This is a genomic window from Corynebacterium nasorum (assembly GCF_030229765.1).
Taxonomy (GTDB): Bacteria; Actinomycetota; Actinomycetes; order Mycobacteriales; family Mycobacteriaceae; genus Corynebacterium; species Corynebacterium kefirresidentii.
In genome coordinates this window covers 252,755-274,003 of the sequence record NZ_JASPGY010000001.1, presented here as the reverse complement: position 1 = coordinate 274,003, position 21,249 = coordinate 252,755, and the positions used below count along the sequence as shown (strand labels likewise).

Below are 21,249 nucleotides of genomic sequence, written 5' to 3'. Positions count from 1 at the left end.
GCGCTCCTTAGGCTAGCGAGTTAACGGTGGTATTAGCGATATCTATTTCTTCAGGACGAGGAAATTGCGTGCCTTGCTTGGATGCAGCCGCGGTCCCGTAGGCCACGGATCGGGCAAGGCTTGCGGCCGGAGATTTACCAGCGGTGCGGCCGAGAAGGTATCCGGCGAGCGCTGCGTCTCCAGCACCTACGGTGGATTTCACGGTGGCTGGAGGGGGAGTGGCAGCCCATGCTCCTTCAGCCGTAACCAGTACGGCACCGGCGCCACCGAGGGTGACGAGCACTTCTGCGATGCCTCGCTTGACGACGTCGCGTGCCGCGCTAACCACTCCCGAATAGTCACCGCGGGCGGCTTGTGCTTCCAGCTCGCGGCCGTCGGTGCCGGTGAGTTGGCCGAGCTCTAGACCATTGGGCTTTATGAGATCGGGTGCCGAAGACTCGAGATTTTTCCCGATGGCCAGCATCGGAGCATCGGAGGTATCTACCGCGATGCGGGCCTGTGGTGCGGCCGCACGGATAGCGGAGATGAGCTCGCAATACCAATCGGTGTCCACGCCGCGCGGCAAGGAACCGGCTAGCACCACCCAGTCGGCCGCGAGGGCGCGGGCGGTGAGGGTGGAGGTAATGGCTTGGGCATCGGCGTCGGAAAGCACGGGGCCTGGGCCGTTGACCTTGGTGGTGGTGCCGTCGGGCTCGGTGATGGTGGTGTTGACGCGAATGGAGCCGTCCATAGCAGTAGCCGAAGAAGGCAATCCGGCCGCGTAGATGAGATTCAGGAAGGAATCGGAGTCGTGGGACGGAAAAAGTGCCAGGGTTTGCTCGCCGGCTAGGTGCACGGCATGGGTGACGTTTACGCCCTTGCCGCCTGCAACCTGTGTGACCTCGCTGGCACGGTGGACATCACCGGAAGTTAAAGGCCCGCTGAGTACGAGGGTGGCGTCGATACTGGGATTGGGGGTCAGCGTGAGAATCAAGTTGTCCCTTTCGCAGGTTATATATTGGGGCCGAACGCCGCTGGAGAGAACCTTTGGGAATGGCCCGCCCTTAATGTTGATTCTTGTCCGAATGTGTCCGAAAGTCAACAGAAAACTGTGGTATACATTGCTTTTCTATCCGTTTTGTGGTGTTCTGGAAGTCAATAACCGCTATCTTCGAAGGAAGTACGCTCATGGAAAACGCGTCTGAGTCCACAATCAAAGGCACCGGTGTCGTTGCCGGAGTCGCCTACGCCGAAGCCGTGTGGGTCCGCCCTCGCCCGGCCCTGCCTACCGAGGGAAGCATTGACCCAGAGCAAGCGAGTGAATCCGAGTACAACCGCTTTCTTGCGGCCGTAGATACGGTTGCTAATCGATTGGAGAAGCGCGCGGCAGCCGCAGAGGGCCAAGCGGCCGAGGTTCTCACTGCAACCGCCGGTATGGTCAAAGACCGTGGCTGGCACAAAACAGTGCGCAAGAATATCCGCACCGGTAGGAATGCGGAATTTGCCACTGTTGGCGCGACTGACAAGTTTGTCACCATGTTCGAAGCCGCTGGTGGTGTGATGGCCGAGCGCACGACCGACTTGAAGGACGTACGCGACCGCGTCATCGCTGAGCTACGTGGTGAAGATGAGCCAGGCCTCCCTTTGGTAGATGGCGAGGCCGTCTTGTTTGCAGATGACTTGGCCCCGGCCGATACCGCAACGCTAGATACCAAACACATTAAAGCCCTTGTTACGGAGCTCGGTGGCCCCACTAGCCATACGGCCATCATCGCGCGCCAATTGGACATTCCGTGCATCGTGGCGGTGGGCGCTTCGCTTGGCGACATTGAAAGCGGCACGCTGGTATTTGTCGATGGCGCAGTAGGAACCGTGACTTGTGGTGCTGATGCGGAGACCTCCACCAAGGCCGTCGCTGAATACCGTGAGCGTGCAGCACGCGTTGCTCAGTGGCGCGGACCAGCTAAGACCAAGGACGGTCACAGCGTGCAGCTGCTGGCAAATGTTGCTGATGGCAATGCCGCCCGCATCGCTTCGGAGTCTCAGGCAGAAGGCATCGGCCTGTATCGCACGGAGTTGTCCTTCCTTTCGGCCAGCGAAGAGCCCAGCGTGGAGGAACAAGCAAAGATCTACGGAAAGGTTTTCAAGGCCTTCCCCGAATCCAAGGTTGTTGTGCGCACATTGGACGCAGGCTCCGATAAGCCAATTTCTTATGCCACGCTAAGCTCTGAGGAAAACCCGGCATTGGGCGTTCGCGGTCTGCGTATCGCGCGCGATAATGAAGCTTTGCTGACCCGCCAGCTTGATGCAATTGCGCAGGCTGCCGAAGCCCGTGATGATAAAGCCTCTACGTGGGTGATGGCTCCCATGGTTGCCACTTCTACCGAAGCGCAGTGGTTTGCCAACTTGTGTCGTGAACGCGGCCTGACTGCTGGCGCTATGATTGAGGTTCCCGCCGCAGCGCTTATGGCGGATAAAATCATGCCGCACCTCGACTTCGTATCCATCGGCACCAATGACCTGACTCAGTACACGATGGCTGCAGACCGTCTGTCCCCGCAGTTGGCCTACCTGACCGACCCGTGGCAGCCGGCCGTGCTGCGACTTATCCAGCACACCTGCATTGTGGGCCAGGCCAATAACGTTGCGGTAGGCGTATGCGGAGAAGCAGCGGCCGACCCCATGCTGGCCTGCGTGCTTACGGGCTTGGGCGTGAATTCGCTGTCCGCAGCGTCTACTGCAGTAGCAGGCGTAGGCGCACAGTTGGCAGAAATTACCTTGGAACAGTGCCAACAGCTCGCTGAGGTGGCATTGGATGCGGAAAGCCCTGATGCCGCCCGTACTGCAGTGGTAGAAACCATGGCATCCTTCGCCTAGCTTGAGGCGAAGGAGCGGGATTTATTCGCTGGCGAGTACGACTTCAATTTCGTGCTCGCGCAGCGCCTCCACAAAGGAATCGGGGGCTGCGGCGTCAGTGATGACGACATCGATATCAGCGGCGGGGGCGAAGCTTACCAAGTAGTCATTGCCCAGTTTGCTGGAATCGCACATCACTACGACCTTGTGGGCGTTGGTGACAAAGGCAGACTTGATGGCTGCTTCTTGGGGATCGGCCGTGGAAAGCCCGTGATCCAGGGTCAGGGCATTGGTTCCGATGAAGGCGACGTCGGCGCGCATGAGCGCTAGCGTGCGCAGGGCGGTGTCGCCGACGACAGCTTGGGTGATCGCGCGAACCGTGCCGCCAAGCAGCTGGACGTCCGGTACTCCGCTGCCTGCTAAGGACAAGGCGATGGGCAGACTATTGGAGACGATGTTGAACTGGCCTTGGGGGTATTGCTGTCCTATCAGCTCAGCAAATGCATTAATCGTAGTTCCCGCGTCGAGGAAAATGCTGCCGCCGCCGTGGGGAAGAAAATCCAGCGCAGCTCGGGCGATGGCGGCTTTCGCGCCGGAGGCGGAACGCTGCCGGGTGTCTAGGGTAAGTTCCGCAGTTTGAAAGGACTGGGATGCTACCGCGCCGCCATGCACGCGATGGACGACGCCCTCTCTATCCAGCACCGCTAGATCGCGTCGAATGGTTTCGGCCGTGACTTCGAAGCGCTCGGATAGCTCAGTGACGTTGACGCGACCTTCAACGGCGGTGAGAGACGCTATCTGGCGGCGCCGCTCTTCTGCGTACATTATTCCTCCTTGGACTTAAGCACACCGCGGGGAGTAGCGGGGGTAAAAATTCCCGGATTTTGTGGATAGGAAAGTCCCGCGATGTTGTTTTTCTTAGTCCATTGTCTCAAAAATCGGGAATAACCGGACTAAAGCAAAAATTTGCACAGCTATCACCGCGCTACGAAGTACGAAAATAGCTGGTCAGGGCAAAAAGTGGGAAAGTGGGATTTTCGTCTCCTTTGCTGTCTGGGTCCAAAATGGCGCCAAAATGGGGGTGGCTGGCGGAGAGGCTATATTAATGAGAAATGCGCACAAATAAGCCCCGCACGGCCTGGGGCGGCCGTTGCGGGGCGGAGTGAGGCTGGGTGAGTGTTTAAAGTTTGCGGAACACGGATACAACCTTGCCCATAATTTCTGCATCATCGCCATTAATGGGCGAGTAAGCATCGTTGTGGGGAAGTAGCCATACGCCCGAGGAATCGCGGTGGAATTCCTTAACGGTGGCCTCGGAACCGTCCAGCAGCGCTGCGACAAATTCGCCTTCCTCAGCAACTGACTGGGAGCGAATAATCACCCAGTCACCGTCGAGAATCCCTGCATCCTTCATTGAATCGCCGACTACCTGCAGCATATATAGGTCGCCGCTGCCGACAACCTCGTCAGGCATGGGGAAGTACGTGTCGACGTTTTCCTCAGCGGTAATGGGTGCTCCCGCAGCGATGCGACCGACCACAGGAATATAAGACACAGCGCCTGCGTCCTCGGGAACCTGCTGTTCGGGCTTAGCGGGCTTGCGGCCAGGCTTCTTGGTGCCTTCGTCTGTGTTGAGATGGCGAACATCTACGGCACGCGGCTTATTTGGGTCGCGCCGGAGAAATCCCTTTTCTTCCAATTGCTTCAGCTGATAGGCAACTGAGGATGTGGACTGCAGGCCTGCTGCATCGCCGATTTCGCGAATGCTTGGTGGGTAGCCACGCAGCATGACGGCGTCACTAATGACATTGAGGATTCGTCGTTGGCGGTCGGATAGGGATGCGTAATCGGTCTTCTCGGCGGACTTTTTTGGCTTGCGGCCCATTGCTGGCTCCTACGTAGGGTCGGGTGACTTCGTTGTCGGTCTATTAGTGGGCGGATTTAGAGTGCCACAAGTCATTTGTAGCACGAAAAGTACAGATGTTCGAGATTTGTGTCCACGGGTGGACAAGTATTCGAAGCGGTGCTATAAATCGAACGTACCAACTGAATCGAACATTATGGCGACTGTTTCAAATTAAGTGTCCAGTGGGATGCCTATGGTGAATTCGGTCGTCGAAAGGAGAAACATGTCTCTACTTATTAATTCTCGAAATGACCTGGCAAAGCGTAATTCTGCAGGCGCTCTAGTGGTTTCTCCCGCATCTGTATGGGACGTGGATCGATATGCCCCTCGCGCGGCGCGAGGGAGCGGTGATTCGCGGTATGTTCGAACTCTCCGCGTAGAAGATCGAACGACATATCGTTCGAATCGAGTGAAATCTGGCGGGGGCGACGGTCTTTCACAGAGAGCTCAACGTAGCGCGGTGAAGTCGAACACAGGTAACTACGTTTTAGGTGGCGTGTTTGGAATCGCGGTCTTTTTGGGCACGCTCCTAGGCGGATTGGCAGGGGCGGAAGGAAGTAGTGCACCGCAACCGCCGACCTCAGACATTCAACAGGTCGAGGCTGCTGTAGTGCATTAGTGAGGCGGTGGCCTTATGCTCGGTAGTTGGGCGGACTGCTGGGCGAGTAAACTACTGGGGTAACAACGTCAGTGAAAGGACCTCTGTGTATTGCCCCTTCTGCCATAATGAGCAATCCCGTGTCATTGACTCCCGCGTCGTCGATGCTGGAGCGTCGATTCGGCGCCGGCGTGAGTGTGCTTCGTGTAAGGGGCGTTTTACCACGGTCGAAAAGGCCGTGTTGTTGGTGGTCAAGCGGAACGGACTCGCGGAACCTTTTAGTCGAGATAAACTGATTCGCGGCGTACGGCGCGCCTGTCAGGGGCGAGATGTGGGTGACGATGCCCTGAAAAAACTGGCGCAAGAAGTGGAAGAGACCGTACGCGGGCATGGTTCCTCTCAGGTCAACGCGAATGAGATTGGCCTGGCCATCTTGGAACCGCTTCGCGATCTTGATGAGGTGGCTTATCTGCGCTTTGCCTCGGTCTACAAGTCCTTTGAAAGCGCTGATGATTTCGAATCTGAAATTCGTCTCATGCGTAGGCGCGACCGAGAGGATTTCTAGCGCAGTTTGTCAACGGCCTTCTGGATGCGGCGGAGCGACACGGCGTGAGCTGTGCCGAGGCGTTGGGCGAATAGTGAAACGCGAAGTTCCTCCACCATCCAGCGAATGTCCTTGACTTCGCGCGTCTTTTCGCGGCCAGGTGGTAGGCTGCGCAGCCGGTTGGCTAGGTAGGCCTTGGCGTTATCGACCTCGGCCTGGCGGTCCGCGTCGCGGTCAGGGTCAAGGTTCATGTCCTCTAAGCGAATGCGCATGGCTTGGATATAGCGCGGTAGATGACGCAGGTGGGACATGCCATGGATTGTGATGGCATTACGGGGTAGGAGGAACTCCAATTGCTCTCGCATGTCATCGATGGCCGCACCGTCCCAGTGGGCGAGTTCGGCTTGCAGGTTGGAATACTCGGCGAGTCCTGGGGCGATAGCCACCACCGCTTGACGCACACGGCCCGGAACCTGGGGCTTGATGGTGTCTTTGAGCTTCTGGAAAGCGGAAGGAGTGCGGACGGGTCCGCCGGCCTCTAGCATCAGGTCGCGTATGGCAGCGACGCGGGCGTCGTTGACCAGGCCATCGGCGCCGCCGTGGGGATAGGAGTCGACGGCGACGCGTTGTTGCAGCGGCAGGCCCTTGACCATTTGTGCAGTATTGACCGCAATGTCGCGCATAAGCAGGGTAAGGGTGGTGGTAACCATAGCGGCATCGGCTGCGGCCTTGGTGGGATGTACCTTGAGTTCAACGCCGTCCTTTGTGGCGACGAGGGCGGGGTAAGCCGTGACTTCGTGGCCGTCGACGTTGGTGGTAACCGTGTCATCGATGGCACCTAGAGTATCGTCGGTCCACTCGCTGACAGCGGTGGACTCAGCGGTGCGAGAGACACGGGACACAGAGGATTTGATATGCCCGGACTGGCGGCGGATAAGCGCTGCGAGGTCGCGGTCGGAGTCGACGATCTTGCCGCGCTTGTCGATGGCACCGTAGTTCATCCTCAGGTGCATCGGCAGCTTGCCGGGCTGGAAATCGGTGGCGTTGATGCCTTGGCCGCCGAGTTCATGGAGGACGTCGGCAAGCTGCTGGGTGATGGTGCCTTCATAAGGGACGAGGCGGTCGATGGCGCGCTCAGCGAATTCGGGTGCGGGAACAACAGTGCGGCGCAGGGCCTTGGGCAGGCTGCGGATGAGTTCGGTTACGAGCTCGAGACGCAGGCCAGGGACGAGCCAATCGAAGCCTTCGGTATCTAAGCCGGCGAGCATGGGGATGGGCACCATCACGGTAACGCCATCGAGTGGATCGCCGGGTTCAAATTTATAGGTTAGTTCGTAGTCGATGGAACCCTTTCTCCAGTGGTCGGGGAAGGATTCTTCGGTGACCTCGTGGGAGTCATCGATGAGCTTTGCCGGATCGAAATCCAGCAATTCAGGGTTGCGACGGCGTTCTTTTTTCCACCACGAGTCGAAATGACGGCCGGTTGTTACCTTTGCTGGGATGCGCTGGTCATAAAAGTCGAAGAGGGTGTCTTCGTCTACGATGAGGCCGCGGCGGCGGGCTTTTTCTTCGTATGCGGCGGCGTCGTCAAGCGCTTGGGCATTGGTTTTGAAGAAGGCGTGGTGGGTATTCCAGTCGCCGGCAACGAGCGCGTTGCGGATGAACATATCGCGCGCGGCGGTGGGATCGACGCGGTGGTAGGGCACGGTGCGGTCGGCCACAATGGGTACACCGTAGAGTGTGGACTTCTGGTGAGCGATGGCGGCGGCGCGTTTGCGGGACCAGGTGGGCTCGGAATAGTTGTGCTTGAGCAGGTCTGCGCCAAGCTTTTCTACCCAGGCGGGATCGATGGTGGCGACGTCGCGTGCCCAGAGGCGGGAAGTTTCCACCAGCTCGGCGGCCATGAGGAACTCCGGCGGCTTTTTGGCCAAGGCGGAGCCAGGAAATACCAGGAATCGGGTGTTGCGCGCGCCTTGGAATTCTTTGGAGTTGCCATCGCGGGCGCCGATATTGGATAGCAAGCCTGACAGGAGTGTCATGTGGATATCATCGGCGCGGCGCTCGGTACCTTCCTGGTATGTCCAGCCCAGCTGCTTGGCGACGTCCTTGAGCTGGCGTACCAGGTCAAACCACTCGCGAATGCGCATGTAATGGAGAAACTCCTGCTTCATGCGTTTGCGGAATTTATTGCCGGATTGCTCGTTGCGGGTTTGTTTAATGTAATCCCAGAGCTTAAGCATGGACAAGAAATCCGAGGACTTGTCCTTGAAGCGGGCGTGGGCTTGGTCGGCCTGGGCCTGGAAATCAAGGGGGCGTTCGCGAACGTCCTGGATGGTCATGGCGGCGACGATGACCATGACATCATCCAGGCATCCGTTGGTATTGGCCTCAATGAGCATGCGTGCCATACGCGGATCTAGCGGGATGCGCGCTAGGTCGCGGCCAGTAGCGGTCAGCGTGGGCTTATCCTGCTTGTCGTGGAGAGCGCCGAGCTCGTGCAGGAGGTTAAGGCCATCGCGGATGGCCTTGTGCTCGGGCGGTTGGATGAACGGGAATTGTTCGATGTCGCCTAGCTTGAGCGAGACCATCTGCAAGATGACGCTGGCGAGGTTGGTGCGCAGAATTTCTGGGTCGGTGAATTCGGAGCGGCTTTCAAAGTCCTGTTCGCTATAGAGGCGAATGGCGATGCCATCGGCAACGCGGCCGCAGCGGCCGGAGCGCTGGTTGGCGGAGGCCTGCGAGATAGGCTCGATAGGCAGGCGCTGGACTTTGGTGCGCGTGGAATAGCGCGAGATACGGGCGGTGCCGGTATCAACCACATAGCGGATGCCGGGCACAGTAAGCGAGGTTTCTGCAATATTCGTGGCCAGCACGATGCGGCGGCCACGGTGTTCGCTGAAAACGCGATGCTGTTCTTGATTAGATAAGCGGCCAAAGAGGGGAGTGACCTCGACGTTTTTCCACTTCTTGCCTTCGATGGCCTCCATGGCATCGCGGATATCGCGTTCGCCAGGGAAGAAGCAAAGGATATCGCCGTCGCCTTCGTGCATCAGCTCTTCGATTGCCTCGGTCAAACCGTCGAGCGGGTCTTGGTCCACCACCTTTCCGCCGGCCTCGAACTCGAGGGGCCGGTAACGGATTTCTACCGGGTAGGTGCGGCCGGAGACCTCGATAATGGGGGCAGGGTTTCCGTCGGCGTCGGCAAAATGGGCAGCGAAGCTTTCCGGATCGATGGTTGCGGAGGTAATGATGACCTTGAGATCGGGGCGCTTGGGCAAAAGACGCTTGAGATAGCCCAATAAAAAGTCGATGTTGAGGGAGCGCTCGTGGGCCTCATCGATGATGATGGTGTCGTACTTGTTGAGGAAGCGGTCACGCTGCATCTCGGCGAGTAGGATGCCATCGGTCATGAGTTTCACCGCGGTGGTCTCAGAGACGCGATCATCAAAGCGGATGGCGTAGCCGACGGATTCGCCAATCTTTTGGTCCAGTTCTGAGGCGATGCGTTCGGCCACGGTGCGTGCTGCAATGCGGCGTGGCTGGGTATGTCCGATTAGTCCGCGGCGGCCGCGGCCCAGATCAAGACAGATTTTTGGGATCTGTGTGGTCTTACCGGAGCCGGTCTCGCCGGCAATGATGACTACCTGGTTATCCCGGATGGCCTCGGCAATGTCGTCTCTACGGGCTGTGACGGGGAGGGCGTCGGGGTAGGTGATGGTGGGGACGGCGGCGTCGGTAAGCGCGACGCGCTCAGCCGCAGCGTGGATTTCAGCGCCGATTTCTTGGAGCGCTTTCGGGGCACGGGCCTTTTTCAGGCGGCGGCGGAAGGAGCGGGCTTCGGCCAAGGTGACATTTTCGAGTGCGGCGAAAAGCTCGTCGCGGGAAGGGGTTTCATTCATAGTCATGACTAGGCACAGAGTTTACCTGCCCGCCTGAAATGAGGAAAAGTTGTTAAAGTGAAAATACTTATCCATGCACTGATTCGCATTCCTTAAGGAGGAACCCCGGTTATGACGAACCCGTATTCGGGTGGAAATGATGATTTTCCGCGCTACGAACCGACCGATCACCCCGAGGACCGACCAAACTACGGACAGCTTCCGTCCTATGGCGGAAGCCATGAAGAAAACACCCAGGGCTATGTGGGCTACCAAGCAGGCCAGCGCCCATATACCGGCAAGGTCTCTGCCGTAGACGCCGTTTCTTGGGCGTTTAGGACCGTCTTTAGCAATTGGAAGCTGTGGATTTTGGGATCTCTAGCGCTTTTTGCGCTAGGCATTGTTTTTGTTGTTATTGCAGCTGGCATCAATGCTGCGGGCGACTCCGGCGCGGGTCAGGCAACCGCAGGCTCTTTGGTCTCTCAACTCATTTCGACTGTCCTAAGCCTTGTTTTGTCGCTGGTAGTTATGCGCCTGGCGCTTTTCCAGATTGATGACTCTCGCACCGGTTGGGGCTACCTGTTTAAGAACGTGCGTTGGTGGCAGCCGCTGGTCATCATGCTCGTCATCGGGGCGGTGTCGATGTTCATTGTATTCTCTGTAGTAGGTGGAACCGTCACTGGGCTGCTTGGTGACGCCGAGAATCTCACGGAGGAAGAAGCAGTTGCGGCAGTATTAAGCGTCATGGGCATCATGGGCGTACTTTTGGTGATTAGTTTCTTTATTCAACCACTTTTCTCACTGATGCAGTGGTTTGCGGCTGACGGCGATGGCGTTGGCGAAGCAGTAAAGAATGGCTTTAAGGCAGGCAAGGACAACTATGGCCAGATGTTGCTGCTTGCCATTTTGAACTTTTTCATCATTGTTGCCGGCTTCTTGCTTTTGGGCATCGGCCTTATCGTGGCGTATCCGGTTACGCTCTTGGCACAGGCGCACATGTTCCGCCAGTGCGCGGGGCGCAATACTCTCCCGCAGGCGTAGCGCACCACAGTTAAAGGCCACCGTTCCAGTTAGGGGCGGTGGCCTTTGGTGTGCTTGGCGACGCCCCCGTGGGGCTTGCCGTGAACGATTACTGCCGGGAGCGCTCAATCGCCTTGTTATAGGCGGCGGTGATGAGCGTGCCGAATTCGCGGAATTCCTCGGCGCGGGCAGCGGAGGAGCGGAAGACGAGGCCGACTTCGCGTTCGGCGGTGACATCGGAGGCGAAGTGAGCTATGGCTACATCCTTACCGTGGCATTCGGTGGCTAGGGCCGATTCTGGGACGAGGGTGCAACCCAAGCCGCCCATGACCAGCTGCATGATGGTAGTAAGAGAAGAGGCGCGAGTGACGGAGTTGGTGGCCTCGGCCGGGTTGACGTCGGCATGGCGGCAGAGATCGACGATTTGGTCGCGCAAGCAGTGGCCGTCGTCAAGCAGCAGCAAATCTAGGTCCTTGAGCTCGGAAAGCTGGACGTCCTCGCGGCCGGCGATGGGGTGATCGGGCGGGCAGACAATGGAGAATTTCTCGGTGTAGAGCGGGCTGTCGACCATGCCGGTGGTTTCGGACGGAATGGCCATGATGGCGAGATCCAAGTTGCCGTTGCGCAGGCGGGTGATGAGGTGCTGGGTTTGCTCTTCTACAAAACGCGGCTCGAGATCCGGGTAGACCTCGGCGAGCATGGAGAGTAAGTCAGGCAGGATATATGGCGCAATTGTGGGGATAACGCCGATGGTGAGCGGGCCTGCGAGGGTGCCGTTGGCACCGCGTGCGTGGGCCAGGAAAGTATCGGCTGCTTCAAGCGTTGCCTTGGCGTAGGGGAGGAGGGTCTCACCAGCCGAGGTGACGATGACCTTGCGGGTGGAGCGCTCAATAAGCTGCAGGCCCAAGCCCTGCTCGAGGGCAACGAGGCCCTGGGAGAGGGAGGGCTGGGAAATTTCGAGCTTGGCGGCTGCGGTACCAAAGTGCTTGTTTTCCGCAACGGTGACGAAGGTACGCAGCTGAGCAAGTGTAGGGCGATACTCTTTATTATGCATGCCTATCACTCTAACACTCACCTATAGGATTTGCTATTGACGCGAGCCGAAAAGATGGTATAACTGATCGTGTTGGGCCGGACACGGTCCGGCCCCGCTGCTTGTACGCCAAGCGGCAGGAAACTTAGAGGAAAAGCCTTTGCTAAAGGAGTTGAAGACTATGCCTATTTTGACCGTCGGCGAGAAGTTCCCAGAGTTCAACCTCACTGCCCTGACCGGTGGCGATCTGCACGACGTCAACGCTAACCAGCCGGAGGACTACTTCGAGCAGGTATCCCTGGACAAGTACGAGGGCAAGTGGAAGGTCGTCTTCTTCTACCCGAAGGACTTCACCTTCGTCTGCCCGACCGAGATCGCTGCCTTTGGCAAGCTGGACGAGGAGTTCCAGGACCGCGATACCCAGATCCTCGGCGGCTCCACCGATAACGAGTTCGCTCACTTCAACTGGCGCGCAACCCACCCGGAGCTGAAGGAAGTTCCATTCCCAATGTTCTCTGACGTGCGCCACGACCTCATCCGCGCACTGGGCGTAGAAAACGCTGATGGTGTTGCTGACCGCGCTACCTTCATCATCGACCCGGATGGTGTTATCCAGTTCGTCTCCGTTACCCCGGATGCTGTCGGCCGAAACGTAGACGAGGTTCTGCGCGTGCTCGACGCCCTGCAGTCCGAAGAGGTCTGCGCTTGCAACTGGGAGAAGAACGACCCCACCAAGAACATCAACAAGATGGACGTCGTTCAGTCCGCGCTCTAAATCTCACTGAGATGCAGGTTAACCCCGCTTTCGTGGCGGGGTTTCCTTTTAAATCCAGCGCAGTAAATTCCTATCAAAACCTAAAAGGAGAAAAGCTATGTCTATTGATAATCTGAAGTCTGCACTGCCGGAGTACGCCAAGGACCAGAAGCTCAACCTCGGTGCGCTGACCCGTTCCAAGGACTTGGACGAAGAGCAGCTGTGGGGCTGCCTGCTGGCATCGGCCGCAGCAACCCGCAATGACACCGTGCTGGCAGAAATCGCTGAGGAAGCAAAAGAGCACCTCTCCGAGGAGGCTATCGAGGCAGCCTACGGCGCAGCCACCGTCATGGCGATGAATAACGTTGCTTACCGCGCCAAGGGCTGGTTGGGCGATGACTACGCACAGGTAAAGTTTGGCCTGCGCATGAACATCATCTCCAAGCCAGGCGTGGACAAGGCCAACTTCGAGCTGTGGAATACCGCAGTCTCCGCCATCAATGGCTGCGAGCACTGCCTGGGTGCTCACGCTCACGAGCTCAACGAGGCTGGTCTGAGCAAGGAGCAGGTCTGGGAGGCCGTCAAGGTCGCTGCCGTGGTTCAGGCTGTGGCACAGGCTGTCCAGATTGAGGCCGCACGCTAAAATAGCCGGCCTTTAGCCGCCCTCGCGCTTGCCGACGTCCCCCTCACTCGGGGCGTGGCAGCTAGGGCGGCTTTGTCGTTTTGGCTGGCTAGTACTCCACGCGCAGGTCCGACAGTCGGACTTCGCCAGCCTCATCGGAGGCATCGAGATCTACCGTAGCGACGAACTGGTAGGCGTGGTCGCCGTCTGGGTCCTTGATGATCTGGCGCACGGACCACGCACGCGAGTCAGTATCGCCTAGGCGGAAAAACTCCGGGCCGCGGGCCTCGGGGCCGGAATCGATGTCATCATACTCATCGAAGTAATCATCTAGGATAGCGCCGAAGCCCGGCACCTCGTCCAGGTAATCGAGCAGCTCCGCCAAGCGGTCTTCTTTTTCTAGCGCGAAAAGCTGCACCAAACGGAACATGTAATTGCGCACCATAACGGTAAAGGCGCGGCGATTGGCCGTAAGAGCGGTGGGGTCCTCCACGCCGAAGGCAAGCTCGCGGTCCACGGTGTCTTGGTCGATGGGGGAGTCTTCGCCGGCCATCTGCGCCCATTCGTCGACAAGCGAGGAATCCACCTGGCGGATAAGCTCACCCAGCCAGATGACGATGTCCTCGAGCTCCGGGGTGTTGTACTCATCGGGGATGGATTGCTTGAGGGTACGCCAGGCATCGGTCAAGTAACGCAAAATCACGCCCTCGGAGCGGGCTAAGCCGTAGGTGGCCACCAAGTCCGAGAAGGTCATTGCATTTTCGAGCATGTCCCGGACTACGGACTTGGGTCGCAGCTCAAACTCCTTGACCCACGCATTGGTCTCAGCGAAAGTGTCGTAGGCCTGCTCCAATAGCTCCTCGAGCGGCTTCGGCCAAGTGATATCCTCCACGATATTCATGCGGTCGGTGTAGTCCACCCCGTCCGCCTTCAGCGCGGCAATTTCCTCACCACGGCGCTGTTTCTGCTGGGCGATGAGCACCTGGCGCGGGTCATCCAGGATGGACTCGAATACGGAAATAACGTCCAAGTTATAGTTTTCCGCCTCCGGATCCAGCAGTGAGAGCGCGGCTAGGGCGAATGGTCCCAGCGGTTGGTTAAGCGCGAAATCGCGGGGGAGTTCTCGCACTAAATGATAGGGTCGGCCGTAGATATCCAAGCCCTTGGTGGATTTTTGCACTACGCCAGAATCCACCAGCCCGCGGAAAAGGTCGAGGGCTGTGAGAATGTCCTTATTCTGCTTGCTGCGATTATCGTGATTGTCCCGCAGCAGATGGCGCATGTGTTCATAGCCATTGCCATGCCGCGCCAATACATTAAGCAGCATCGAGTTAGAGACGCGGAATTGAGACGTCAGCTGCTCAGGCTCAGCCTCAGTAAGGCGCGCAAAGGTCTTTTCGGACCACGAAACCTCGCCCTCTCGAGCGGACTTTTTCTTTAGCTTCTTCAAGCGTTTGGGGTCATCACCGATGCGGCGGCGTTCCTTAGCGTTTTCGATTTCATGCTCGGGGGCCTCAACCACCACGGTGCCCTCGGTGTCATAGCCGGCGCGGCCGGCACGCCCAGCAATCTGGTGAAATTCGCGCGATTTCAAAATGCGCTGGCGCTGTCCATCGAACTTAGCCAGCCCCGTCATGAGTACGGTACGGATAGGCACGTTAATGCCCACGCCCAAGGTATCGGTGCCGCAGATAACCTTGAGCAGGCCCTTTTGTGCCAAACGCTCTACTAGGCGGCGGTACTTGGGCAGCATACCCGCGTGGTGGATGCCAATACCCTTGCGCAGCAACTTAGATAGATCCTTGCCAAAGGCAGTGGTGAAACGGAAGCCGCCGATTTCCTGGGCAATGGCCTCTTTTTCTTCTTTGGTGATTATCCCCGAAAGCGAGGTGAGCGCCTGGGCGCGCTCGGCGGCCTCCCGCTGGGAAAAGTGCACCACGTAGATGGGGGCCTTCTTATCGGCCAAGAGCTCCTCGATGGTCTCGTGCACCGCGCTAAAGACATAGGAAAAATCTAGCGGCACGGGGCGCGTAGTACCAGCAACCAGGTCGGTAGCGCGGCCGGTACGACGGCTAAGGTCTTCTTCCAACCATGTGGTATCGCCCAGGGTGGCGGACATAAGCAAGAACTGCGCGTTGGACAATTCCAGCAGCGGCACCTGCCAGGCCCAGCCGCGGTCCGGTTCGGAGTAGTAGTGGAACTCGTCCATCACCACCTGGTCGATATTGGCCTCGGCGCCATCGCGAAGCGCAATATTAGCCACAATCTCAGCCGTAGCGGCGATGATGGGGGCATTGCCGTTGACGGTGGCGTCACCAGTCATCATGCCCACATTTTCCGCGCCAAAGATATCGCAGAGAGCAAAGAACTTCTCACTTACTAGAGCCTTGATGGGCGCCGTATAAAAACTGCGCTGGCCACGGGCCAAGGCGATAAAGTGTGCGGCATTGGCCACCATGGACTTTCCGGAGCCAGTCGGGGTAGCGAGGATGACATTATCGCCGGCCAAGATCCCCAGCGAGGCCTCCTCCTGCGCTGGATACAAATTAATGCCCCGGCCGGTGGTCCACGAGGTAAAGGTATCCCAGATCGCCTCATCTACGAGGGACTCGGGCACTTCCGATAAATCTGGCAGCAGCTGAGATAAGTTCACCCCCACCACCTTAGCGGTGATGAGGGTGGGTTAGTTAGATATCGTCACCTAAGTCGCCATCGCCCTGAGCGGAATCTGAATCATCCGTGCCGTTATCGGCTTGAGGGCCCTCGCCATCGGCGGAATCTTCGCGGTCATCTATGTCAGAGTTAATGATCTGCTGGCTTTCTTCCTTATCCAAAGAAGCCAAGAAGGCTTGGAACTCCTCGCTGATTTCCTCGCCGGTAGGCACAGCTTCCTCGCCGGGCATGATAGCCTGCGGGTGTTCCTTGCGGTAGCGCTCCATATAGGCGTCATACTGCTGCTCGAGTTGCTGAACCACGCTTTCTATCTCATCCGAGCCACCAACTTGTTCTTCCAGTTGGTTTTCTACGCGGGAAATATCAGCCTCGATGCTGCCCAAAGGAATATTGAGGTGCGCGGCCCGAGCTACCGAATCCAATAACTGGAACGTGGCTTGCGGGTAGGGCGAAGCCGCAAGATAATGCGGCACGTGGACGGTATATCCGGCTACGGTGCGCTGCTTATCCGCCAGTGCTTTTTCCAGATACAGTGCAGCAGAGCCTGGGACCATCATGGTGGAATCCATCGACAACATATGCTCAGTCAGACGGGAGGAAGTGCCATGCGCCGTGACCACCGTGGGGCGGGTGTGCGGAACCGGCATAGGTGCTGCATAGAGCATGATGGTGTCATTGATATTGAACTTTTCCACCAGCTTGACCACAGCAGTGGTAAAAGCCTCCCAGCGCATGTCGGGCTCTGGGCCAGACAGTAGTAGGAAGGTTTTGCCGGAATTATCGCGCAGGACCTTGATACCCAGGTCCATCGATTCAATTTCTAGCGCCCGATCCTTATCGATGGTGACGGCTGGCCGGCGCGAGCGGTAATCAATCAGCTCATCAGAGTTAAACGAGGCCAGTTGGCGGCCTTCCAAAGCTGCCTTCAAATGGTCCGCACTAGCCTCGATGGCCTGGCCGGCGTCTGCATAGCCGTGCATGGCAACAATCATGGTGGGGCCTTGTCCGTCACCGGAATCATCCCTAATCACCGGGGCTGGATACTCCAGCTCATACATGCGGCGATCTTCTTCGTGCATGTTGTGTTACCTCCTTGCTTTCTTACCTACCCCAACGCCGCAGGCGGGCTCAGTATTCCCGCGCGCACTGGGAGGTTAAATAACTGATTGTGCCCCAAATCGCCGCACATTGCCAGCGCAATCCCGGGCGGGGTGTGGACAAGCCGCCTGCCGACGCCCCCTCACCCCGCCTATCCCCAGATTCTTACCACTTCTCGATGCTTGTCCTATACATGGTTGCGCGCGTGGCTGAAGCTGGGGCCATGAACATCTCAACACCAACTCAGCCCATTCGTACGCCCGGCGATATCCTCGCCAATATCCCAGGAATTCTCGGATTCTTCCCCTCCGAATCAGTCATCCTCATCTCCATCCAGCCCAGCCCACGCGGATACAGTATGGGGCCGGTAGCCCGCCTCAATCTGAACGATGTCCCTGCCGCCTTGCAAGAAGTGATGGATGCATTTCACTGCGGCAACCCCGAAAGCATCTTTGGTTTCGTTCTCTCTCAACGCCAAGAAGAAGATTTATGGGATATCTTGCACTCCCTCTACCGCTTTCAGGATCGCTCTGGTGTGGGCATTGACGCTTGCTGGCTGGCCGAAGAGCTATCTACTGATACCGCCTACGACCTCATTTTTGGCCACGCGTCCGAGGACGGCGAGGGCCCGCTGCAGAATTGGATGGAAGGAACCATTCCCGCCATATCGACGAGCCACTCCATGCGTGCGTGCGTGAATAATGGCATGCTTCCTGAACTCAGCCGCAATGATTTGGTTCAGCGTTTTAAGGACCACAACCCATACTTTGGGAAAGAAGAAATTAGCGCAATGGAGCGATGCTGCAGAGAAATCGCCCGCCAACTGCGCGCCGGGCGCGGTTACCAAACTTCAGATCCAGTGCAGGTGGTCAAGCGCCTTATCGCTGATGTCCGCTTCGTGCTCAGTGAGGTGGAATCGCTGGAGGAGACTTTGGAAAATGAGGAATTGCTGTGTGCAGCAGCCATGTGGATGTCTACCACGTGGACCCGTGACCTAGTCATCACAGAGCTGGTGTCTGCGCCGTGGGAAGCAGGGGACCTCCTCCTAGCGGTGGCACGTACATTCCAGGGGTCCATCCGCTATAACGCCCTAGCCTTATACGCAGCTAGCCAGGTATCCCATGAATTCGGAATTTATGCGGGTCCGGCGCTTTCTGTACTAGTAGAAGAGGCGCCCCATCATAATTTGGGGCGCCTCATAGCGCAGGGGTATCGCAGCGGCATGGGAAGGCGGTTGGTCACGAGCCTCTGCCATGGCTGTGAGTTAGCCCGCGAAGCGGCGGGGCTTGGCGCTGATGCCCCGCAAAGTAGCTTCGGAGGCTAGGCCCGCTTCGCTGAATGTGCCTTATCACCTAGTTGGCGGGTGAAATTCCATGCATCGGTAACGATCGTTTCCAGATCCGTGCGGGTGGGGTTCCATCCGAGCTCCCGCTTGATCTTCTCTGAGGAAGCGATGAGGGTGGCGGGGTCGCCTGCGCGGCGCGGAGCCACCTCAGCAGGAATGTCGTGGCCGGTGACCTTGCGGCACATCTCAATGACCTGCTTGACGGAGTAGCCATCACCAGAACCCAGGTTGTAAATGCGGTGACTACCAGATTCATTGGATTCGAGAGCAAGCACATGGGCATCGGCCAGATCACGGATATGGATATAGTCACGCACTGGGGTGCCGTCTGCGGTATCCCAGTCATCACCGAACATGAAGATCTTATCGCGGTGGCCCAAGGCCACCTGCAACACGATGGGGATGAGGTGGGTTTCTACCTCGCGGTTCTCACCGATGTTTCCGTAGGCTCCAGCCACATTGAAGTAGCGCAGGGAGGTCGCCCCCAATCCATAGGCGTGGGCGAAAGAGGTGATCATGTAGTCGATGGCAAGCTTGGTTGCACCATAGGGATTGGTGGGCTGGGTTGGCATATCCTCTGTAATCGGCACTTGGTCCGGCTCACCGTAGGTTGCAGCGGTGGAGGAGAAGACGAGATTTTTGACCTCGTTATCCCGCATGGCATTGAGCAGCGTCAGGGTAGTAACGACATTGTGCTGCCAATACTCATCGGGCTTTTCCACGGATTCGCCCACCAACGAGCGCGCCGCGAAGTGGATGACACCCTCGAAACCACCTTCTCCCAGGACCTCGGCGGCCTTATCCGCCACGTCGCCCTCGACGACGCGGGCTGTTTCTGGAACGGCTTCGCGGTTTCCGGTGGAGAAATTGTCAATGATGGTTACATCATGGCCTTGTTCGACCAATACAGCGGCGCACACGCTGCCGACATAGCCGGCGCCACCGGTGACAAGAAGTTTCATGGTTATACCTCCACGCGCACTGCGTGCGCCAAGTCGTCGGAAAGCACGACGCTGCCGCCATCCGGTGTCGACAACGTAATCGTGCCGCTGTTATTGACTACCGATACCTTTGCTCCCACGCGGATTCCGGCAGCGGTGAGTTCCTGGAAGGTGCCATCATCAACCTGCAAAATCTCATTGACCTGGATGACGGTGGCGGAGACCTCATCACCATTGGGGAGATCGACTGCGCGGGTGCCCTGGTCCGGCTGCGGAGCATCGAAGCCCAGTGCAGACAGCGCCGGGATAGGGTTGCCGAATGGTGACCGGGTTGGATCATCGAGAACCGCGACCATGCGTTTTTCTACTTCTTCGCTCATCACATGCTCCCAACGGCAGGCCTCGTCGTGAACTTTTGCGATGTCGAGCCCGAGGACGTCGGTAAGCAAACGCTCTGCCAAACGGTGCTTGCGCATGACTGCGGTAGCCAGGTCGCGGCCCTTGTCCGTGAGATCCAAACTGCGGTCGGTACGCACGTGCAAAAGGCCGTCGCGTTCCATGCGAGCTACAGTTTGAGAAACCGTAGGCCCAGACTGCTCCAAACGCTCCGCGATGCGGGCGCGAAGGGGAGTAATACCTTCTTCCTCTAGCTCGTAGATGGTGCGTAGATACATCTCCGTTGTATCAACTAGGTCCCTCACGTGGGCATACCTTTCTGTGTGAATACAGTTTCGCGGCTAATCTCCCGACCAAGGACGGGAAAGCGCTTTCTAGACTCTGCAGTCCAGATTAGCCTACCTAAGCCCTTGCTCGCCGCGTCGAACTAAGCCGCTGCCTTTCTAACGCCAAACCCCGAGCCCGTGGCAGTATTGTGCCGAATGGACTCGGGGAGGGGGACTGGGCGCGGAGCGCTGCCAGCCCAGATTAAAGAGCGTACTCGCGCAGGCGATCGGCGCGGTTGCCATCGCGCAGCTTTGCCATAACTTCGCGCTCAATTTGGCGTACACGTTCGCGCGAAAGACCGAAGCGGCGGCCAATCTGATCCAAGGTGCGCGGAACACCATCATCGAGGCCGTAGCGCAGGCGAATTACGTCCTGCTCGCGCTTTTCCAAGGTGTCAATCACTCCGCGAATATCGGAATGACGCATGGAGGCTACGACCGCGGTTTCTGCATCGGTAGCTTCGGCGTCTTCAATGAAGTCACCCAAAGGAGCTTCTTCATCGGTACCTACCGGCATATCGAGAGAGACTGGGTCGCGTGACTGACGCAGCAGCATCTCAATCTTGTTTTCGTCAATGCCTGATTCTTCCGAAAGCTCTTCATTGGTAGCTTCACGGCCCAGGGATTGATACATCTCGCGCTTAATGCGGGACAGCTTGTTGACCTGTTCTACCAAGTGGACTGGGAGGCGAATGGTGCGAGACTGGTCAGCCATGCCGCGGGTAATTGCCTGGCGGATCCACCACGTGGCATAGGTGGAGAATTTAAAGCCCTTGGCGTAATCGAACTTTTCCATCGCGCGGATGAGGCCGAGGTTTCCCTCTTGGATGAGATCCAGCAATGGCATACCGCGGCCGGTGTAGCGCTTTGCAAGCGAAACCACGAGGCGCAGATTGGCTTCAAGCAGGTGGGAGCGTGCCTTTTTGCCTTCGCGGGCGAGGATTTTAAGATCACGCTTTTCTGCACGGGTGAGCTTTTCAGCGTTATTGAGCTTGTACTCCGCGTACAGTCCAACTTCGATGGCCTGAGCGAGTTCTACCTCATCTTCCGCGCTGAGCAGTGCGGTCTTGCCAATGCCGTTGAGATAAACACGAACGAGGTCGGCAGAGGGGTTGTCGTTGGTTTGGTTGCGGCGAGATCCGCGATCTACTTCCTGTTCTTCATTAGTAGTGGCAGCTGAAGCGCCCTTGGCGGTGGTGGCAGATGTCTTCGTCATAGTGAAGCCTCCTGAATTTGTCGCCGGTTTCACAAAGTACAACGGAGTCTTTAGAGATTTAGTT

General features: G+C 57.9%; 16 protein-coding genes. 6 read left to right on the top strand and 10 right to left on the bottom strand.

Annotated elements, in window-relative coordinates; genetic code table 11:
* Positions 1–7 precede the first annotated feature (7 nt).
* A complete protein-coding gene (locus QP904_RS01310; RefSeq protein WP_284835391.1) occupies positions 8–973 on the bottom strand; it encodes a 1-phosphofructokinase family hexose kinase in 966 nt (321 codons plus the stop codon).
* 194 nt (positions 974–1,167) lie between these two features.
* On the opposite strand from QP904_RS01310, the gene ptsP reads away from it, so the two are divergent.
* A complete protein-coding gene (gene ptsP / locus QP904_RS01305; RefSeq protein WP_200288962.1) occupies positions 1,168–2,856 on the top strand; it encodes a phosphoenolpyruvate--protein phosphotransferase in 1,689 nt (562 codons plus the stop codon).
* Between the two features lie 21 nt (positions 2,857–2,877).
* Here the strand turns inward: ptsP and sugR are convergent, their stop codons facing one another.
* Positions 2,878–3,660 (bottom strand): transcriptional regulator SugR, encoded by a 783-nt coding sequence (gene sugR, locus QP904_RS01300; RefSeq protein WP_023021379.1) that lies wholly within the window; start codon positions 3,658–3,660, stop codon positions 2,878–2,880.
* 355 nt (positions 3,661–4,015) lie between these two features.
* A complete protein-coding gene (lexA, locus tag QP904_RS01295) occupies positions 4,016–4,720 on the bottom strand; it encodes a transcriptional repressor LexA (protein ID WP_023021380.1) in 705 nt (234 codons plus the stop codon).
* A 725-nt stretch (positions 4,721–5,445) separates the two neighbouring features.
* Here lexA and nrdR point away from each other — a divergent pair.
* Entirely contained in the window at positions 5,446–5,904 is a 459-nt protein-coding gene (gene nrdR, locus QP904_RS01290) for a transcriptional regulator NrdR (protein WP_049361220.1), read from the top strand.
* On the opposite strand, the gene hrpA is transcribed toward nrdR, so the two are convergent.
* Entirely contained in the window at positions 5,901–9,788 is a 3,888-nt protein-coding gene (gene hrpA, locus QP904_RS01285) for an ATP-dependent RNA helicase HrpA (RefSeq protein WP_259824647.1), read from the bottom strand. The genes nrdR and hrpA overlap by 4 nt on opposite strands.
* A 105-nt stretch (positions 9,789–9,893) precedes the next feature.
* Between hrpA and QP904_RS01280 the strand changes: the two genes are divergently transcribed.
* Positions 9,894–10,802, top strand: a complete 909-nt coding sequence (locus tag QP904_RS01280) for a hypothetical protein (RefSeq protein ID WP_023021383.1) — start codon at positions 9,894–9,896, stop codon at positions 10,800–10,802.
* An 88-nt stretch (positions 10,803–10,890) separates the two neighbouring features.
* Here QP904_RS01280 and QP904_RS01275 read toward each other — a convergent pair whose 3' ends face one another.
* Positions 10,891–11,835, bottom strand: coding sequence for a hydrogen peroxide-inducible genes activator (locus QP904_RS01275; protein WP_284835390.1), 945 nt, complete (start codon positions 11,833–11,835; stop codon positions 10,891–10,893).
* 160 nt (positions 11,836–11,995) lie between these two features.
* On the opposite strand from QP904_RS01275, the gene QP904_RS01270 reads away from it, so the two are divergent.
* On the top strand, positions 11,996–12,589 hold the full coding sequence (locus QP904_RS01270) for a peroxiredoxin (RefSeq protein WP_023021385.1): 594 nt from the start codon (positions 11,996–11,998) through the stop codon (positions 12,587–12,589).
* 97 nt (positions 12,590–12,686) lie between these two features.
* Positions 12,687–13,211, top strand: a complete 525-nt coding sequence (gene ahpD, locus QP904_RS01265) for an alkylhydroperoxidase, AhpD family (RefSeq protein ID WP_049361224.1) — start codon at positions 12,687–12,689, stop codon at positions 13,209–13,211.
* 88 nt (positions 13,212–13,299) lie between these two features.
* On the opposite strand, the gene QP904_RS01260 is transcribed toward ahpD, so the two are convergent.
* A complete protein-coding gene (locus QP904_RS01260; protein ID WP_284835389.1) occupies positions 13,300–15,843 on the bottom strand; it encodes a DEAD/DEAH box helicase in 2,544 nt (847 codons plus the stop codon).
* 34 nt (positions 15,844–15,877) lie between these two features.
* Positions 15,878–16,942 carry a proteasome assembly chaperone family protein gene (locus tag QP904_RS01255; RefSeq protein WP_284835388.1) on the bottom strand — a complete coding sequence of 355 codons (1,065 nt, stop codon included), beginning with the start codon at positions 16,940–16,942 and terminating at the stop codon, positions 15,878–15,880.
* Positions 16,943–17,184: 242 nt separating this feature from the next.
* Here QP904_RS01255 and QP904_RS01250 point away from each other — a divergent pair, with 242 nt between their 5' ends.
* Positions 17,185–18,285: a DUF4192 domain-containing protein gene (locus QP904_RS01250; protein WP_284798482.1), complete on the top strand. Its 1,101-nt coding sequence runs from the start codon at positions 17,185–17,187 to the stop codon at positions 18,283–18,285.
* Here the strand turns inward: QP904_RS01250 and galE are convergent.
* From galE to QP904_RS01235, 3 genes are all read right to left on the bottom strand, one after another.
* Positions 18,282–19,268, bottom strand: coding sequence for a UDP-glucose 4-epimerase GalE (galE, locus tag QP904_RS01245; protein WP_023021390.1), 987 nt, complete (start codon positions 19,266–19,268; stop codon positions 18,282–18,284). The two genes, QP904_RS01250 and galE, sit on opposite strands and share 4 nt — an antisense overlap.
* 2 nt (positions 19,269–19,270) lie before the next feature.
* Positions 19,271–19,948, bottom strand: a complete 678-nt coding sequence (locus tag QP904_RS01240) for a metal-dependent transcriptional regulator (RefSeq protein ID WP_239207617.1) — start codon at positions 19,946–19,948, stop codon at positions 19,271–19,273.
* Between the two features lie 223 nt (positions 19,949–20,171).
* The gene (locus QP904_RS01235) at positions 20,172–21,185 is read right to left on the bottom strand and encodes a sigma-70 family RNA polymerase sigma factor (protein ID WP_023021392.1); all 1,014 of its coding nucleotides are present in this window, start codon (positions 21,183–21,185) and stop codon (positions 20,172–20,174) included.
* Positions 21,186–21,249 lie beyond the last annotated feature (64 nt).

Excerpts from the sequence above, each read along its gene's own strand:
- ptsP (WP_200288962.1), top strand. The coding sequence starts at position 1,168 with ATGGAAAACGCGTCTGAGTCCACAATCAAAGGCACCGGTGTCGTTGCC.
- sugR (WP_023021379.1), bottom strand. The coding sequence starts at position 3,660 with ATGTACGCAGAAGAGCGGCGCCGCCAGATAGCGTCTCTCACCGCCGTT.
- lexA (WP_023021380.1), bottom strand. The coding sequence starts at position 4,720 with ATGGGCCGCAAGCCAAAAAAGTCCGCCGAGAAGACCGATTACGCATCC.
- hrpA (WP_259824647.1), bottom strand. The coding sequence starts at position 9,788 with ATGACTATGAATGAAACCCCTTCCCGCGACGAGCTTTTCGCCGCACTC.
- QP904_RS01280 (WP_023021383.1), top strand. The coding sequence starts at position 9,894 with ATGACGAACCCGTATTCGGGTGGAAATGATGATTTTCCGCGCTACGAA.
- QP904_RS01275 (WP_284835390.1), bottom strand. The coding sequence starts at position 11,835 with ATGCATAATAAAGAGTATCGCCCTACACTTGCTCAGCTGCGTACCTTC.
- QP904_RS01270 (WP_023021385.1), top strand. The coding sequence starts at position 11,996 with ATGCCTATTTTGACCGTCGGCGAGAAGTTCCCAGAGTTCAACCTCACT.
- ahpD (WP_049361224.1), top strand. The coding sequence starts at position 12,687 with ATGTCTATTGATAATCTGAAGTCTGCACTGCCGGAGTACGCCAAGGAC.
- QP904_RS01255 (WP_284835388.1), bottom strand. The coding sequence starts at position 16,942 with ATGCACGAAGAAGATCGCCGCATGTATGAGCTGGAGTATCCAGCCCCG.
- QP904_RS01250 (WP_284798482.1), top strand. The coding sequence starts at position 17,185 with ATGAACATCTCAACACCAACTCAGCCCATTCGTACGCCCGGCGATATC.
- galE (WP_023021390.1), bottom strand. The coding sequence starts at position 19,268 with ATGAAACTTCTTGTCACCGGTGGCGCCGGCTATGTCGGCAGCGTGTGC.
- QP904_RS01235 (WP_023021392.1), bottom strand. The coding sequence starts at position 21,185 with ATGACGAAGACATCTGCCACCACCGCCAAGGGCGCTTCAGCTGCCACT.